This is a genomic window from Paenibacillus sp. CMM36, from assembly GCF_053570945.1.
In genome coordinates, this window is sequence record NZ_JBSEDY010000007.1 from 1 (window position 1) to 15,513 (window position 15,513).

Genomic DNA, 15,513 nt, shown 5'->3' on the forward strand with positions numbered 1-15,513 from the left:
GACCGGGATGGACGTACCGCTGGTGTACCAGTTGTTCCGCCAGGAGCACCGCTGGGTAGCTATGTACGGAAGGGATAAGCGCTGAAAGCATCTAAGCGTGAAGCCCCCCTCAAGATGAGATTTCCCAGTATGTAAGACCCCTTGAAGACGACGAGGTAGATAGGTTGGGGGTGGAAGTGCAGTAATGCATGGAGCTGACCAATACTAATCGGTCGAGGGCTTATCCTAAGATAAGACGCAATGAGTTTCGGATCCAGTTTTCAGGGTGTAACCTTGAAGGTATGTACAAGTGACATACAACAAGCGCATGGCTATTCATTCACACGATAAGTGATGAACTGAATAGCCGTACGGAAGAATTTGCGTAGCAAATTCATGTTTGGTGGCGATAGCGGAGGGGTTCCACACGTACCCATCCCGAACACGACCGTTAAGCCCTCCAGCGCCGATGGTACTTGGACCGCAGGGTCCTGGGAGAGTAGGACGTCGCCAAGCAGAGCTTTATGATTATTATTCCCTGATAGCTCAGTTGGTAGAGCACTCGACTGTTAATCGAGTTGTCACAGGTTCGAGTCCTGTTCGGGGAGCCATATGGAGAGGTGTCCGAGTTGGCCGAAGGAGCACGATTGGAAATCGTGTAGGCGCCAAAAGCGTCTCGAGGGTTCGAATCCCTCTCTCTCCGCCATAATTATTTTATTGTATGGCCCGTTGGTCAAGGGGTTAAGACACCTCCCTTTCACGGAGGTAACAGGGGTTCGAATCCCCTACGGGTCATAAGTAGTATGGAGGCTTAGCTCAGCTGGGAGAGCATCTGCCTTACAAGCAGAGGGTCGGGGGTTCGAGCCCCTCAGCCTCCACCATTTATTTAAATAGCAGTCCCTAATATTATCGCGGGGTGGAGCAGTTCGGTAGCTCGTCGGGCTCATAACCCGAAGGTCGCAGGTTCAAATCCTGCCCCCGCAACCAATTAACTTTTGAATGTAAACTGCTATGGAACTGTGGTGTAGAGGCCTAACATGCCTGCCTGTCACGCAGGAGATCGCGGGTTCGAATCCCGTCAGTTCCGCCATTTTCACAAAGTTATGTTACCCTGTTGGGAGCCATTAGCTCAGTTGGTAGAGCACCTGACTTTTAATCAGGGTGTCGAAGGTTCGAGTCCTTCATGGCTCACCATTCATGCACTTATATGTCATGGATATAATGATATTGCGGACGTGGCTCAGCGGTAGAGCATCGCCTTGCCAAGGCGAGGGTCGCGGGTTCGATTCCCGTCGTCCGCTCCATATTTGCGCCCTTAGCTCAGCTGGATAGAGCGTTTGACTACGAATCAAAAGGCCGGGAGTTCGAATCTCTCAGGGCGCGCCATTAACTTCATAAGCCGGTGTGGCGGAATTGGCAGACGCGCGCGACTCAAAATCGTGAGGGAAACCGTGGAGGTTCGAGTCCTCTCACCGGCATGTATTTCGGGATGTAGCTCAGCTTGGTAGAGCACCTGGTTTGGGACCAGGGGGTCGCATGTTCAAATCGTGTCATCCCGATTCAAAAGGAAAGTCGCTGGAAGCAGCGGCTTTTTTGTTATATTAATTATCTTTTTGTATAAATCAGTAATCGCCAGGTCACACTAACACAAAAAGTGGGACGGAAGGGATTACTGTGAAGCGATTAAGTTGGAAAAAACAGATGAAACGGCGCTGGAAACAGTGGAGAAGAACAGTGTGGGCCTGTAGCATTTTGGGCGCGGCTTGTTTGCTGGCAGGGTTGGGTATTCTGTTATCGAATTATATGCAGGCTATGTTGTCACAGCCACTCGCTACTACCGTCATGGCAGAGGAGGGCATGGAGGAGGCTTCACATCTGGGTCCAACTGAAGATCACTCCTCACATATGCAACTATTACAAAGTATTCGTGCTTCCGGTATAAGCAGGAAGACCCGTCTGTTAACCACCTACGTATGTGGTACGGAAACACTTTCCTTGGGAACGCTAAGTTCACAGCAGCTAGAGACCTTACTGAAGCAACATCCCGATTGGAAGGGACGACTTAATACCAAAGGAGAGGTGTGGCTGGAACGCAGGGTGGAAGACTTGTCAGAGTCATGCAAAGAGCGTGGATACATGGGTTTGAGCACTGACGGCCAGCTTACATTGTATGAAGGGCTGCCTAAAAGAGAAAAAGTAATCCGCACTTTTTTTCAATTGGATGTGGGTTCCATGGAGACGGCCTTGCCAGAAGGGGTGTATAAACAACTTCAGCAGGGAATCCGTGTACAGGATATAAATGAGTATAACAGTGTAATTTCCACTTTTAGTGACTTTGCCGTGGAGCGAACACAGAGGGTATTAAAACAGCACTATTGATTACAACTGCGAGACGTTAGGCTTTGCCCATGAGGTAAGGCTTGAAGCGTCTCTTTTTATGTTTTTACTCATGTTTAAATTTTTTCCTCTATTAGATACAAAGTTTTGTTATAATGAAAAGAACGACACATATGTTCGCTTTATATGGTATTTGACCGTGAGTATATTCAGGATAACGCTGGCTATTGATTAGTTACGCCATGATTGAGCGATAGGGGAGAGATTTTTTTGCGTTTTCTAGGAATTGATCCGGGTATTGCTATTGTGGGCTTCGGGTTTGTAGACAAGATTGGCAGTAAAGTGGTGCCTGTGCAGTATGGCTGCATCCAGACGGAGGCTCATACACCGGAAGAAGAAAGGCTGCTTCATGTGTATGAAGGCATGTTGCAATTAATAGATAAATATAAGCCTGATGCGGTAGCACTGGAAAAGCTCTTTTTTAATCGCAACGTTACAACCGCTATGTCTGTAAGTCAGGCACGTGGGGTGCTGGTGCTGGCTGCAAAACAACGTAATTTGCCTATAGGTGAATACACGCCGATGCAGGTAAAGCAGGCTATTGTAGGGTATGGTAAGGCTGAGAAGAAACAGGTACAAGAAATGGTTAGAATGTTTCTAAAGCTTCAAACTGTGCCGAAACCGGACGATGTAGCGGATGCTTTGGCGGTGGCTATTTGTCATGCGCACTCCTATGGACTAAATTCAAAATTAAATGAGGTATTGCGAAAATGATAGATTTCTTGCGTGGTTCTGTGGCCCATTTGGAAAATGAATATGTCGTTTTAGATGTACAGGGTGTAGGGTACCGGGTATTTTGTCCGAATCCTTACGCGTTCGCCAAAACTGAAGGTTCAGTGGTTATTTATATTCACCATCATGTAAGGGAAGATGCTATTTTACTGTTCGGTTTTGCGACCCGTGAGGAGCAGCAGCTATTCCGTAAACTGATTGATGTATCTGGTATTGGACCGCGTGTTGCGCTTGGTATTTTAGGAGGCGGTACGCCTGCTCATGTGGTAACGGCGATTTATCAGGAGAATATCACATTTCTCACCAAGTTACCGGGGATCGGTAAAAAGACGGCACAACGTATGATTCTGGATTTGAAAGACAAGCTGGACGGTATTGGCTCGTTAGGGATGGCAACCGGATTGTTTGCTGAGCCTGTCGTAGAAGAAGGCGAAGGTTCATATTGGGGCGAGGCCCGTGAGGCGCTCAAGGCCCTCGGTTATACTGATACTGAGTTGGATAAGGTATGGAGCAGAATGAAGAAAGATGCAAAACCTGATGAATCTGCCGATATTTTGATGAAGCGGGCTTTGCAACTGTTGTTTGCCGGATAGGACGCGGATGTCCGTTAACAAGTGTCTGGTGAAAAGAGGAGCGATGGAATATGGATGACCGGATTATTTCCGCCAATTTGATGATGGAAGACCAGACGGCGGAGCTAAGCCTTCGCCCCCGTTATCTAAATGAATATATCGGGCAAAATCAGGTTAAGGAAAATCTGAAAGTATATATTGAAGCGGCCAAAATGCGTAAAGAAGCGTTGGATCATGTACTGTTGTACGGACCGCCTGGGTTGGGTAAAACTACTCTTGCTAACATTATCGCCAATGAGTTGGGGGTTAATCTTCGTACGACTTCAGGTCCTGCAATTGAAAGACCGGGAGATTTGGCAGCATTGCTGACCAATCTTCAAGAGGGTGATGTTTTGTTCATTGATGAGATTCATCGCCTTCATCGTACGGTGGAAGAAGTCATGTATCCGGCGATGGAGGATTTTGCGCTGGACATTATGATTGGTAAAGGCCCGAGTGCGCGTTCGGTCCGCCTGGATTTGCCACCCTTTACCCTTATAGGGGCCACTACGCGTGCTGGACTGCTCTCTGCGCCATTGCGTGACCGGTTTGGTGTTATTAGTCGATTAGAGTTTTATACGACAGACGAGCTGGCTTACATCGTGTCCAGAAATGCGGATATTATGGAGATTGAGATTGTTGGGGATGCGGCGGAGGAAATCGCATTGCGTTCACGGGGGACCCCGCGTATTGCTAACCGGCTGTTAAAAAGGGTGCGTGATTTTGCCCAGGTTGCCGGAGACGGTATTATTCATTCTGAGTTAGCTGCAGAGGCGCTAAAGAGACTTCAAATAGATCCACTCGGGCTGGATGAAATTGATCATAAAATGCTTAAGGCCATGATTCATTCTTTCCGGGGTGGGCCTGTAGGATTGGACACAATTGCTGCAACCATTGGTGAAGAGAGTCAGACTATTGAGGACGTGTATGAACCCTATTTGTTACAAATTGGTCTTTTACAAAGAACACCTCGGGGACGAACAGTGACTCCGGCGGCATATGCCCACCTTGGAATCCCCATGCCAACGGATCCACGGTGATTAGGAAACATGATGCACTTTTTTTAAAAAATTATTGCATGGTTACATGCAGTATGGTGAATACGATATCGGCTGACGGATGACTGAGGGAATGAGAGTATAAGTAAGATTTTGGCGGGTTTATATTTTGGTTTATTCCGCCGATGTATTTAAAGGGACAGACAAGGATCGAGAGCCCGATAAATTACGCAAATATAAGTGCTAGGCAGCTAGATTGGGGGAGCCAGAAATGAGTGGAAAAGCATTTAACCGAGAAAGTATTTTCGGTGCATGGATGGGCCGGGCCAAACGAGCAGCAGCGATTATGGTATTAGCTACAGTGTGCATACCTTGGTCTTCAGGCGTTCACGCTGCCGCTGCCCAAGAGGATATTCGTGTAGTGATTTTTGCGGATCTAGGTAGCAAATATAAAGCGACAGTCCCCGCTGTAACCTTGAAATCATCAGGAGGTCTGAGTGTTGGACAGAACAGTGGAGGCAGCTTTCAAACTTGGATGGGACTGCCAGACAGTACAGCTCGTTTTAGTGTAGACAGCTATCGGGTGAAGGTACTTGAAGGAAATGAAGCAGCGGCGATAAAAGCGGCGCAAGCCCTGCAAAAGACTAATGATAAACCTACGGTTTTTATCGGTTCAAAAAATGGTAGCTCTGTGTATCAAGTGTACGCGGGAATATATGCTAGTGAACAGTCTGCGCAGGCTGCTGTACAGCGGATTTCCTCGGCAACCGGAGCGCAGGCCGAGGTGAAGGGAAACAAGCATTGGTCCACTGGAAGCTACGGAAGCGAGCAGGAAGCTAATCTCGTTCGAACGACAATTGCTGCGGCGGGCTTTGATGCTTTTACTGTGATTCAATCAAGAGGTCAGTATGCTGTGTGGGTTGGAGAAGAAAGTAATGACAGCAAGCTGTTGGCTTTGAAAACTGAGTTGGAGAGCAAGCAACCGAGACTCACGTTGTCTAAAGTTAATGCTACTCAAGCCGGCCTCATTATAAGACAGGAAGCAGGAGTCACGACCGGCTCGCAGGTGATGTCTCATTACATGCTAAGTGGTTCTGATAATAGCAAGGTAATTGTCAACGGCGGTAATAATGGAGTACAAGTGATGGAAAGATCACAGCGTACATATCGTGGCGAGATGGAGGTTGGCATGACGTCAGGCCAGCTGGCGCTTGTGAACGAAGTCCCTTTGGAGCAGTATTTGTATTCCGTGGTAGGAGCAGAGGTCTATTCCTCATGGCCAGATGAAGCGCTCAAGGCTCAAGCGGTAGCGGCTCGTAGCTATGCGCTTGCCCAAGGCAATCGGTTTCAGATCGGCAATGTGGTAGATGGCACGTTAAGCCAGGCTTACAACGGGAAGAGCTCGGAACATGCCAATGTCAATGAGGCTGTAGATGCAACAGCTGGTGAAGTCATTAAAAGTGGCGGCAAAGTGGTCGAAGCTGTATTTTCATCTAATGCGGGCGGTGTGACAGCAGATGCTTCTGAGGTGTGGAACAGTGGTGGCGAAGCCTTTGCTAGCGTAGACAGCTCGGGGGATACTTCGGCGCAAAAAGGAGCACAGGAATGGTATCATGTACTTCTCTCCAGTGGCAAGACAGGGTATATTCGTGAGGATAATGCTAAGGAACTGGAGGGTGTCACAGAAGCGGGGTTAGACAAAATCACCGTCACTGCGGAAAATACAAATGTGCGTCCTATTCCCCAAATTCAATCGACGGTTACACCAATAGCCAAGGCGCAGCCGGGTGAAGAGATCATTGTATTAGAAAAGGTGCCTCAGTCCGGAGACTATGCATGGGTGAGGGGGCCCTTTACGTCAGCTCAGCTTGCTAAATCCCTGCAAGGAAAAGTAACGGGTACAGTGCCTTCCTCTATTAATCACCTCGATGTCACCAAACGTGGTCCATCAGGGCGAGTGTTGGAGGTTGAAGCGAACGGATCCCCTTTGAAAGTGAAGTATCCGGATATGTTTCGCTCAGCAATGGGCGGACTCCCGAGCACACTGTTTGATATTGCGAGTACCGGAAGTTATACTGTATTAGGCGCTGATGGGGCTACTTCTCATGTAAGTGGTACACAAGGCACTCAAATCCTGTCCGCATCTGGCAGCAGTACTTCAAGTGGTAACGGGGTGATCGTCATGAATGAAGATCGTCATGCACGAGTCATTGACAAAACACAAAGCTTTATTTTTACAGGTAAAGGAAATGGTCATGGTTTGGGCTTATCCCAATGGGGTGCCAATGGTTTGGCCGAGCAGGGGTATGATTACAAGAAAATTTTGCAACACTATTATAAAAATGTGGATATAGTTAAGGACTGACCAATATATGAACGTAAACGACTACGATTTTGAACTGCCTGAAACATTAATTGCACAGACGCCTTTGCTTGATCGGAGCGCTTCCAGATTACTGACATTAAACAAAAATAACGGTGAAGTGGGCCATCATACGTTTTCGGATATTGTGCAGTATCTCCAACCAGGGGATACGTTGGTATTAAACGATACGAGAGTGATTCCTGCACGCTTGTTTGGCATCAAGGAAGACACGGGAGCTAAGGCTGAGGTTTTGTTGCTTAAGCAACTGCAAGGGGACCGATGGGAAGCATTGGTGAAACCTGGTAAAAAGCTGAAAAAGGGTGCTGTTATCGTTTTCGGTGATGAGCTGAAAGCAGTAATTGAGGAAGAAGGAGATATGGGCGGCAGGGTACTGTCATTTTCATATGACGGTATTTTCCAGGAGATATTGGACCGCTTGGGCCAAATGCCGCTTCCGCCGTATATCAAGGAACAACTGGATGACCGCGAGCGCTATCAGACCGTTTATGCTCGGCATGAAGGTTCGGCTGCGGCTCCAACGGCAGGGCTGCACTTTACAGAAGAATTGCTGGACCAGATTAAAAAGAAGGGCGTTACCGTTGCCTTTATCACACTTCATGTTGGCTTAGGGACGTTCAGACCGATGTCTGTGGATACGATTGAAGAGCATGTAATGCATGAAGAATACTATTCATTGTCACAGGAAACAGCCGATGTGCTCAATGAAACCAAGGCGCGCGGTGGAAGAGTCGTGGCGGTGGGGACGACCAGTTGCCGGACGCTGGAGACGGTGGGTAATAAATTTGGTGATGGAGTATTAGAGGCCAGTAGTGGCTGGACACAGATTTTTATTTATCCAGGCTATGAATTCCGTGTGGTGGATGCGATGATTACGAATTTTCATTTGCCCAAATCCACCTTGGTTATGCTGGTCAGCGCACTGGCGGGCAGGGAGAATATTATGCATGCTTACCAGGAGGCGATTGACCGACAATATCGGTTTTTCAGCTTCGGGGATGCAATGTTCATTTATTAATTAAGGATGGTAGAGAAAATATGGCACCAGCAATAAGATACGAACATATCAAAACCTGCAAGCAATCGGGAGCCCGTCTCGGGCGTGTACACACTCCTCACGGAGTTATTGAGACACCAACCTTTATGCCTGTGGGAACTCAAGCGACTGTTAAAACGATGAGTCCTGAGGAACTGAAAGCGATGGATGCTCAAATTATTTTGAGTAACACGTACCATTTGTTTCTTCGTCCTGGCCACGATATTATTCGTGAAGCGGGTGGACTGCACAAGTTTATGAATTGGGATCGCCCTATTTTAACGGACAGCGGCGGATTCCAGGTGTTTTCTTTAAGTGAAATGCGCAAGATTTCAGAGGAGGGTGTTCATTTTCGCTCTCATTTAAATGGAGATAAGAAGTTTCTTTCACCAGAAGTGGCGATGGAAATTCAAAACTCGCTTGGCTCAGATATTATGATGGCCTTCGATGAATGTCCGCCGTTTCCGGCTGAATATGAGTATGTGAAAAAGTCACTGGAACGCACCAGCCGTTGGGCTGAGCGTTGTCTAGAGGCACACGCGCGTCCTCATGATCAAGGTCTGTTTGCCATTGTTCAGGGAGGCATGCATGAAGATCTGCGCAGGCAAAGCGCTGCGGATTTGACTTCCATGGATTTCCCGGGGTATGCTATTGGTGGACTGAGCGTAGGTGAACCGAAACATTTGATGTATGAAGTGCTCGATTATACGGTTCCTCTGCTTCCCACCAACAAGCCACGTTATTTGATGGGCGTGGGTTCGCCTGATGCTTTGATTGAAGGCTCTATCCGTGGTGTGGATATGTTCGATTGTGTACTTCCAACCCGAATTGCTCGCAACGGGACAACGATGACCAGCCAAGGTCGTCTTGTCGTTCGCAATGCCCAATATGCAAGTGATTTTGGCCCGCTCGATCCTGCTTGTGATTGTTATACCTGTCGCAATTATTCACGTGCTTACTTGCGACATTTGATTAAAGCGGATGAAACCTTCGGGCTCCGACTGACAACGTATCATAACTTGCATTTCTTAATACAATTGATGCGTAATGTCAGACAAGCGATTATGGATGACAGGCTGCTTGATTTCCGAGATGAATTTTTTGAGCAGTACGGTCTTCATGATAATGATAAAGGATTTTAAGTTTTAGGGAGAGTATACGAAAGGGGGATTTAACATGTTTCATTTTGCTACAGCCGCTGCTACACCCGGTGGAACTGGCGGACTTTTTCAAATGATCTGGCCACTGGCTCTGATGTTTGTAATCTTCTATTTCTTGCTGATTCGCCCGAATCAGAAAAAACAAAAGCAACGTCAAACGATGCTTCAAGCTTTGAAAAAGGGAGATAAAGTCATTACAATCGGAGGTCTTCACGGTACAATTATGGAGATTACGGATGATGTAGTAGTTTTGCGTGTGAATGATGTCACGAAGCTGACCTTTGACCGCAGTGCAATCAGCAACGCGATTGCAAAAGACACGGCATCTGAGGAAGTTGTTTCCAAATCGTAAAATGCTGGTGACCGTTATACAAAAACCGAGCCTTTGAGGAGGCTCGGTTTTTTGTGTTGTTTTATTACATGGGTACAAACATTTTGATTACTTGTTGAGATTAATGCCAAACATCCCACCACCTGCGCCTATGACAAACGCGAAACCTAAGTGTAACAGGTCCTTGCCGACCATGCCCGCATCCAATGCCAGAAAACCGACCAGCAGAACGATTAGTCCATACAGGATACCTGTAATACCGCCTTGATACCAGCCTTTGTTTGCTGATCTTTTACCGGCGACGAAGCCACCAGATAGCATGGCGAATGCATGGACGATGTACGTATACAATGATAAGTCCTGTTCCTGCATCTGTGTCAGCCACAAGAGTAGTGAAAGAATCAATGCGCCAAGCAGCATCCATGCAAAAGCATAGAATAAGCCGGATAAAATAGGATGGGCCAGACGAAACGAACACCAGCGGCGAATGAGCTCCATTGATAATTCCTCCTGTACCAAGGTTTGAACTATTATCATTCTATGGCCAAGCCTCGCGGCTTAGTACCAAGTCGCAAGCAGTCTTTCTCTTTATTTCAATAATTTAGCCTTTTGTTTTTTGTATGAGCCAAGTGAGGAACGGTCAGAATACGTGTACAATGAACGACTCATGTCTTATTGCAAGTACAGGGGAGGAGGCGAACATATTGAGTCACGATATTTTTGCTCATATTTTTCGGACGCTGCTCATGTATTTTATTGTATATCTGGTGATGCGCTTGATGGGTAAAAGGGAGATCGGTAAATTGTCTGTTTTCGATCTCGTCATATCCATTATGATTGCAGAAATTGCTGTATTCAGTCTGGAGGACATAAAACGTCCACTTTACGAAGGATTGATTCCTTTAGGAGTGCTGTTAATTTTGCAAATTGGGATTTCCTATTTCAGTCTGAAAAGTCGGCGACTGCGCTTACTATTTGATGGTAGGCCCAGTGTATTGTACTCTAATGGACAATTAAACAAGGACGAAATGGTGAAACAACGTTACAATTTGGATGACTTGCTGTTACAACTTCGTGAACAAAATATAGAAAGTCTGGACGAAGTTGAATATGTTATTTTGGAAACGACAGGTAAGCTAACGGTTATAGGTAAGGATGATAACGTCGGAGTGGAACACGAAAAAATGAAGCAGGAATTAAACGGAACAGATTTGGCAAACAAAGAGCTACAGGTGGATAAAGTCCATCCTTCTCCACAAATCGGTGGAAAGTTTAGATATGAGGGACTGCCTATTCCATTAATCATGGATGGTAAGGTGCTGGATCGAAATTTGGAACGAATGGATATGAACCGGTTTTGGCTTAAAAATCAAATTCAAGCGAAGGGACACAAAGATTTTAAGGATGTTTTTTTATGCTCGGTTAACCATAGAGGTGATGTGTACATTACACCACCGGCCTATGGAAAATCTTCGGATTAGATTTCTTATGCTTTAAACCATCTTCTCAGGATTGGAATGCGTGTAAGGTTGTCCCAATCAATCATTTTGATCAAGGTCATCAGGAAAAGGTACAGAATAATTCCCAAGCCTGCGGCAAAAATAAATTGGAGCCACATTTGGTCGAACATCGTTAAATGTCTGTAGGTATATAACACTGCTGCTGCCATGATGATCATGCCTATCCCGGTCTTCCAGAAATCGAGCAAACGTACGCGGAAGCGAAGTAGCCTGCTGACACTGAAGCCATGAAGGAGAGTAACAATGGCACTGTTAATACAAATGGCGATGACAGCTCCGTAGATACCGTACTGAGGTTGGGATGCAAGCCAGACGATCAGCACAATTTTGATAACGGCTCCGATAAAGGTATTTAATAAGGCACTTCCAGGACGGTCTAACGCCTGAAGTGCTGCCTGAAGCGGGGCCTGAATGTACATAAAAAGAGCAAAAGGTGCCATGAGCTTAAGCATTCCTGCAATATCGCCATTATTGTAGAGTAGCAGACACAGAGGTTCCGCCAATACATACATGATCACGGCAAATGGGGCTCCTGCAACCAAAGCGAGCCGAAGCGATTGATGTAGACGTTTGTGAATGGCTATAATATGCCCCTTAGCCGCTGCTTCGGATAACGAAGGAACGAGTGAAACAGCTAATGAACTGGTCAGAACCCCAGGTAGTAATAACACAGGAATGACCATGCCCTGCATGGCTCCATATTGTGCGGTTGCCACGCCAGTTGCAATGCCTGCTACGGCAAGGCTGCGCATGCACAAGATAGATTCGAGCAAATAGGATAAGGAACCGACAAGCCTTCCAGCAGTCACGGGAACGGATATAGACATAAGACGTGACAAAACAGATGATTGCTCGGGATAAACCTCAGAGGAGGGGCCAGGCGAATTCGGCTGAAGGATGCGATCTTTTCGCTGGTTACACACGTATTGCCATAGAAGCACAATCATGCCAATGAATTCGCCCGCCAGAGCACCGAGCATGGCACCTGCAGCAGCGTAGGCTACCCCATGGGGAAGTAACAAGTAAGCAAACCAAATGACACAAAAAATGCGCATAACGGTCTCGGCAATCGAGGAACTAGCGGAAGGAATCATATTTTGCTTTCCCTGAAAATAGCCCCTATAAGCTGAAGAAACAGCTACAATGACAATCATTGGGCTCATGCTCACGAATGTATAATACACGCGGCTGTCGGTCAGAAGATGGCTTGTGATCCAAGGCGCGAACACAAGACAGAGCACCATGGCGATCAGACTGAGTGTAATGGTTAAGCGCAGGCTGGTGTGCAAAATACGCCGCGACATTTCGGGCTGTCCCGCCGTTTCGGCTTCGGCTACTAGCTTGGCTACCGCAAGAGGGATTCCCCCTGTAATAAGCGTCACCAGAACGATAAAAAAGGGATACCCCTGTTGGTACAAGCCAACTCCTTCGGGGCCGATGATACGCGGGAGTGCGATTCGGGGAATAAAACCTAGTATCCGGTTGATAATTCCTGCTGCCAATAAAATAATTGCTCCATGGATGAATGTCTGCTTTTTCAATCGCAACTCCCTCTTCCCCAAAATGTAATTCTGCGTCTATACATTACTTTAGAAGATATGCTGGACCTGTCCATCTTCATGACAAGCTTTTCCGTTCAGAAACAAAGTGATTTAGACAACAAGAGGGAGAGTGGTGAATTCTGCTATTGACGAGCGAAATGATTGCATATATTGTTGATTTAAGGCTATTTTCAACGAGAAGAAGGGTTTTCCAGGATCAGGACAGAAATGTTCTACAAAGCAGTCAATAACCCCGCTAATTGCTGATCTGCGGAACCGGTAGTCGCTGGGAGGAGGAACGGCCATCGTGGGTATGGAAGAGCTGGATGAGCAGGATTGGGATGACGCAATTGAGATGCTTTGTCAAAGTAAGGCGGACGAGTTGATTCTCGTAGGCTATGAGCATGTCACAAGTAAGGACGTGTGGAATTGCGTCAGCCATAAATATGAAAAGGAGGGTATTCCTCCGCTGCACAAGCTCGTTAACGATATACTTTCCCTTAAAGCGACGAGCTTTATGAACTATTTGACTATGTCCGCATTACGGGGCTCCACTTTCGAATAGAAGGGGGTCTTTTTTTGCGTTCAAATTGACTGCTTTTTGAGGGGTAGCTATAATAGGAATATTGAGAATGAAAGGGGAACATGGGACGGAATGAAGAGAATTCTAAGTTTCATCGTGGTCGTGCTCATAACTACTGGTGTTATGATCGGGACAAGCCCGGGCCTACTGAACAGTTTAAAATTAGGCCTCGATTTAAAGGGAGGCTTTGAAATTTTATATGAAGCCCAGCCTTTGGAAGCCGGGCAGAGTGTAACCAGACAGTCTCTTATACAAACAGCTCAAAGTCTGGAGAGACGGATTAATGCGCTCGGTACGACTGAGCCGGAAGTAACAACAGAGGGGAGCAACCGTATTCGCGTGCGGCTTGCTGGTGTCACTAATGAGGCAGAAGTTCGCTCCATGCTGAAAAAGCCTGCAGAATTAACGTTTCGCAGTGCAACGGCAGCAGATGCTAAGAAGCCAGGTCAATACAGCAAAATTGAGCTCCGCGGTAATGATTTTGTGGAGAATGGCGCTGTTGTAGGCTATGATCAGCTGAATCAACCTGAGATTAGTATCAAAGTCAAGGACAAAGCTAAATTTGCAGAAATCACAAAGCGGCTTCTGAATAAAGAATTAGCTATTTTCCTTGATCAGGAATTGCTGTCTGCACCCACAGTGCGTGGGGAATTAACGGACGGTAGCGCGTCAATCACAGGTAGCTACACTCGTGATGAAGCGAATAAACTGGCGGATACGATTAATCTGGGTGCCCTTCCGCTCAAACTGACGGAAAAATATTCTCAGAGTGTAGGTGCTACGCTGGGTCAATTGTCACTGGATCAGACGATTCGTGCTGGATTGATCGGCTCGATCATTATTCTGGTATTTATGATTGCAATGTTCCGTGTACCGGGATTAGTGGCCAGTTTCTGTCTCATCGTTCATACCTGGGTAGTGCTTGCGATTTTCTACTTGGGTGGATTTGTACTCACACTCCCAGGTATCGCCGCCTTTGTGCTCGGGATCGGGATGGCGGTCGATGCCAACATCATTACGTATGAACGGATTAAAGAAGAAATCAAGTCAGGCAAAACGATTCGTTCTTCTGTCATTGCAGGTAGTAAGGCTTCGTTCCGTACCGTTATGGATGCCAATGTTACGACAATTATAGCGGCAGCGGTTATGTTTGGTCTGGGAACAGGCTCCGTTCGAGGATTCGCTTTGGTGCTCATCGTTGATATTGTCACCAGTATTTTGACGAATATCTTCTTCTCCCGCTTCTTACTCAATCTGCTGGTTAAAGCGGATGCTGTGAAGAAGGCCAAGTATTTTGGTGTGAAGGAGAGTGATATCAGTGCGCTTTAATTGGAACTTGAAATATATTAAGATGAGCAAGTGGTTTTACACGTTCTCGATTATTATCACACTGCTTGGTATTCTAAGCTTGTCAATATTCGGCTTGAATTACGGGGTAGACTTTCGTTCCGGTTCCAATGTGGATGTCAATTTGACTAAGGTTGTTACACAGGAACAGATCCAAACTTTGCTGGACAAGCAGAAAATCGGTAAAGAGGTAGATTATACACCGGGGAAAGAGCGTTTCGGCATTCGCTTCTCACAGGTGTTGACGGATCAGCAAGTGAATGATTTTAAGATTTCTTTTAATAAACAGCTGGATCCGAAGGCTTCGTTTGAGGTCAATACAGTGGATACGGAAATGGCACAAGAACTGGAGCAGAATGCAATATGGGCGATTTTGCTAGCATGTGTAGCCATAGCGGTCTATATTTCGATCCGGTTTGAATGGCGGTTTGCCATTGCAGCCATCGTTTCGTTGTTGCATGATGCCTTCCTCGTTATCAGTATTTTCTCGCTTTTCCGGCTTGAGGTGGATTTGACCTTTATTACGGCAATTCTGACGATTGTTGGTTTCTCCATTAATGACACCGTCGTTATTTTTGACCGTATTCGGGAAAATCTACGATTTGCGAAGAAGAAGTCCAGGGACGACTTAGAGCAGGTAGTTGATCACAGTATTGCGCAGACAATGACTCGGTCACTTGCAACCGTGTTTACGGTGTTTATTGCCTCCGTATGTTTGTTCATATTTGGCGGCGAATCGATCCGTATGTTCTCACTTGCAATGGTCATTGGTTTGTTGTTTGGTGCTTATTCCTCCATTTTCATTGCCAGCCCGCTGTGGGTGGCATTGAAAGGAAAACAAAAATCTCCGACAGCTGGCGGGGGCGCGGCCAAAACTGCAAAGTCTTAAGTTACG

General features: G+C 46.6%; 14 protein-coding genes, 11 tRNA genes and 2 rRNA genes. 25 read left to right on the top strand and 2 right to left on the bottom strand.

All coding sequences use genetic code 11. The features are described from left to right. The 21 genes from ACWA2B_RS15240 to yajC all read left to right on the top strand — a co-directional run. Positions 1-228: ribosomal RNA gene (locus ACWA2B_RS15240) — 23S ribosomal RNA — on the top strand; the annotation flags it as partial. A gap of 150 nt (positions 229-378) precedes the next feature. Further along, positions 379-495, top strand: a 5S ribosomal RNA gene (gene rrf, locus ACWA2B_RS15245). Between the two features lie 19 nt (positions 496-514). After that, a tRNA-Asn gene (locus tag ACWA2B_RS15250) sits at positions 515-590 on the top strand. A gap of 3 nt (positions 591-593) precedes the next feature. Then, positions 594-685: transfer RNA gene (locus ACWA2B_RS15255), tRNA-Ser, on the top strand. A 17-nt stretch (positions 686-702) separates the two neighbouring features. Next, positions 703-774: transfer RNA gene (locus ACWA2B_RS15260), tRNA-Glu, on the top strand. A gap of 10 nt (positions 775-784) precedes the next feature. Next, a tRNA-Val gene (locus ACWA2B_RS15265) sits at positions 785-860 on the top strand. A gap of 29 nt (positions 861-889) precedes the next feature. Then, positions 890-966, top strand: a tRNA-Met gene (locus tag ACWA2B_RS15270). Between the two features lie 26 nt (positions 967-992). Beyond that, positions 993-1,069, top strand: a tRNA-Asp gene (locus tag ACWA2B_RS15275). Between the two features lie 28 nt (positions 1,070-1,097). Further along, a tRNA-Lys gene (locus tag ACWA2B_RS15280) sits at positions 1,098-1,173 on the top strand. A gap of 35 nt (positions 1,174-1,208) precedes the next feature. Next, a tRNA-Gly gene (locus ACWA2B_RS15285) sits at positions 1,209-1,283 on the top strand. A 5-nt stretch (positions 1,284-1,288) separates the two neighbouring features. Then, positions 1,289-1,365, top strand: a tRNA-Arg gene (locus ACWA2B_RS15290). Positions 1,366-1,377: 12 nt separating this feature from the next. Then, positions 1,378-1,457: transfer RNA gene (locus ACWA2B_RS15295), tRNA-Leu, on the top strand. A gap of 7 nt (positions 1,458-1,464) precedes the next feature. Further along, a tRNA-Pro gene (locus tag ACWA2B_RS15300) sits at positions 1,465-1,538 on the top strand. A gap of 115 nt (positions 1,539-1,653) precedes the next feature. Beyond that, on the top strand, positions 1,654-2,358 hold the full coding sequence (locus ACWA2B_RS15305; protein WP_029514796.1) for a BofC C-terminal domain-containing protein: 705 nt from the start codon (positions 1,654-1,656) through the stop codon (positions 2,356-2,358). A gap of 228 nt (positions 2,359-2,586) precedes the next feature. Beyond that, positions 2,587-3,090, top strand: a complete 504-nt coding sequence (gene ruvC, locus ACWA2B_RS15310; RefSeq protein WP_029514797.1) for a crossover junction endodeoxyribonuclease RuvC — start codon at positions 2,587-2,589, stop codon at positions 3,088-3,090. Further along, on the top strand, positions 3,087-3,701 hold the full coding sequence (ruvA, locus tag ACWA2B_RS15315) for a Holliday junction branch migration protein RuvA (protein ID WP_029514798.1): 615 nt from the start codon (positions 3,087-3,089) through the stop codon (positions 3,699-3,701). Before ruvC ends, ruvA begins: the two co-directional genes overlap by 4 nt. A 50-nt stretch (positions 3,702-3,751) precedes the next feature. After that, positions 3,752-4,759, top strand: coding sequence for a Holliday junction branch migration DNA helicase RuvB (gene ruvB / locus ACWA2B_RS15320; protein WP_013372650.1), 1,008 nt, complete (start codon positions 3,752-3,754; stop codon positions 4,757-4,759). A gap of 229 nt (positions 4,760-4,988) precedes the next feature. After that, on the top strand, positions 4,989-7,082 hold the full coding sequence (locus ACWA2B_RS15325) for a SpoIID/LytB domain-containing protein (RefSeq protein WP_029514799.1): 2,094 nt from the start codon (positions 4,989-4,991) through the stop codon (positions 7,080-7,082). 7 nt (positions 7,083-7,089) lie between these two features. Next, a complete protein-coding gene (queA, locus tag ACWA2B_RS15330; RefSeq protein WP_029514801.1) occupies positions 7,090-8,118 on the top strand; it encodes a tRNA preQ1(34) S-adenosylmethionine ribosyltransferase-isomerase QueA in 1,029 nt (342 codons plus the stop codon). Between the two features lie 20 nt (positions 8,119-8,138). Further along, the gene (gene tgt, locus ACWA2B_RS15335; RefSeq protein ID WP_029514803.1) at positions 8,139-9,278 is read left to right on the top strand and encodes a tRNA guanosine(34) transglycosylase Tgt; all 1,140 of its coding nucleotides are present in this window, start codon (positions 8,139-8,141) and stop codon (positions 9,276-9,278) included. A 34-nt stretch (positions 9,279-9,312) separates the two neighbouring features. Further along, positions 9,313-9,648 carry a preprotein translocase subunit YajC gene (gene yajC / locus ACWA2B_RS15340; RefSeq protein WP_029514804.1) on the top strand — a complete coding sequence of 112 codons (336 nt, stop codon included), beginning with the start codon at positions 9,313-9,315 and terminating at the stop codon, positions 9,646-9,648. A gap of 87 nt (positions 9,649-9,735) precedes the next feature. Here the strand turns inward: yajC and ACWA2B_RS15345 are convergent, their stop codons facing one another. After that, positions 9,736-10,125, bottom strand: coding sequence for a TIGR04086 family membrane protein (locus tag ACWA2B_RS15345; protein WP_029514806.1), 390 nt, complete (start codon positions 10,123-10,125; stop codon positions 9,736-9,738). A 206-nt stretch (positions 10,126-10,331) separates the two neighbouring features. On the opposite strand from ACWA2B_RS15345, the gene ACWA2B_RS15350 reads away from it, so the two are divergent. After that, positions 10,332-11,108, top strand: coding sequence for a DUF421 domain-containing protein (locus tag ACWA2B_RS15350; RefSeq protein WP_029514807.1), 777 nt, complete (start codon positions 10,332-10,334; stop codon positions 11,106-11,108). 5 nt (positions 11,109-11,113) lie between these two features. Here the strand turns inward: ACWA2B_RS15350 and spoVB are convergent, their stop codons facing one another. Continuing rightward, positions 11,114-12,688: a stage V sporulation protein B gene (gene spoVB / locus ACWA2B_RS15355; protein WP_029514809.1), complete on the bottom strand. Its 1,575-nt coding sequence runs from the start codon at positions 12,686-12,688 to the stop codon at positions 11,114-11,116. 307 nt (positions 12,689-12,995) lie between these two features. Between spoVB and ACWA2B_RS15360 the strand changes: the two genes are divergently transcribed. The 3 genes from ACWA2B_RS15360 to secF all read left to right on the top strand — a co-directional run bounded on the left by ACWA2B_RS15360 (position 12,996) and on the right by secF (position 15,507). Then, positions 12,996-13,253: a post-transcriptional regulator gene (locus tag ACWA2B_RS15360; RefSeq protein ID WP_013311570.1), complete on the top strand. Its 258-nt coding sequence runs from the start codon at positions 12,996-12,998 to the stop codon at positions 13,251-13,253. A gap of 90 nt (positions 13,254-13,343) precedes the next feature. After that, entirely contained in the window at positions 13,344-14,600 is a 1,257-nt protein-coding gene (gene secD / locus ACWA2B_RS15365; RefSeq protein WP_039275022.1) for a protein translocase subunit SecD, read from the top strand. After that, positions 14,590-15,507: a protein translocase subunit SecF gene (secF, locus tag ACWA2B_RS15370; protein WP_049816863.1), complete on the top strand. Its 918-nt coding sequence runs from the start codon at positions 14,590-14,592 to the stop codon at positions 15,505-15,507. The genes secD and secF overlap by 11 nt, the downstream gene beginning before the upstream one ends. Positions 15,508-15,513 lie beyond the last annotated feature (6 nt).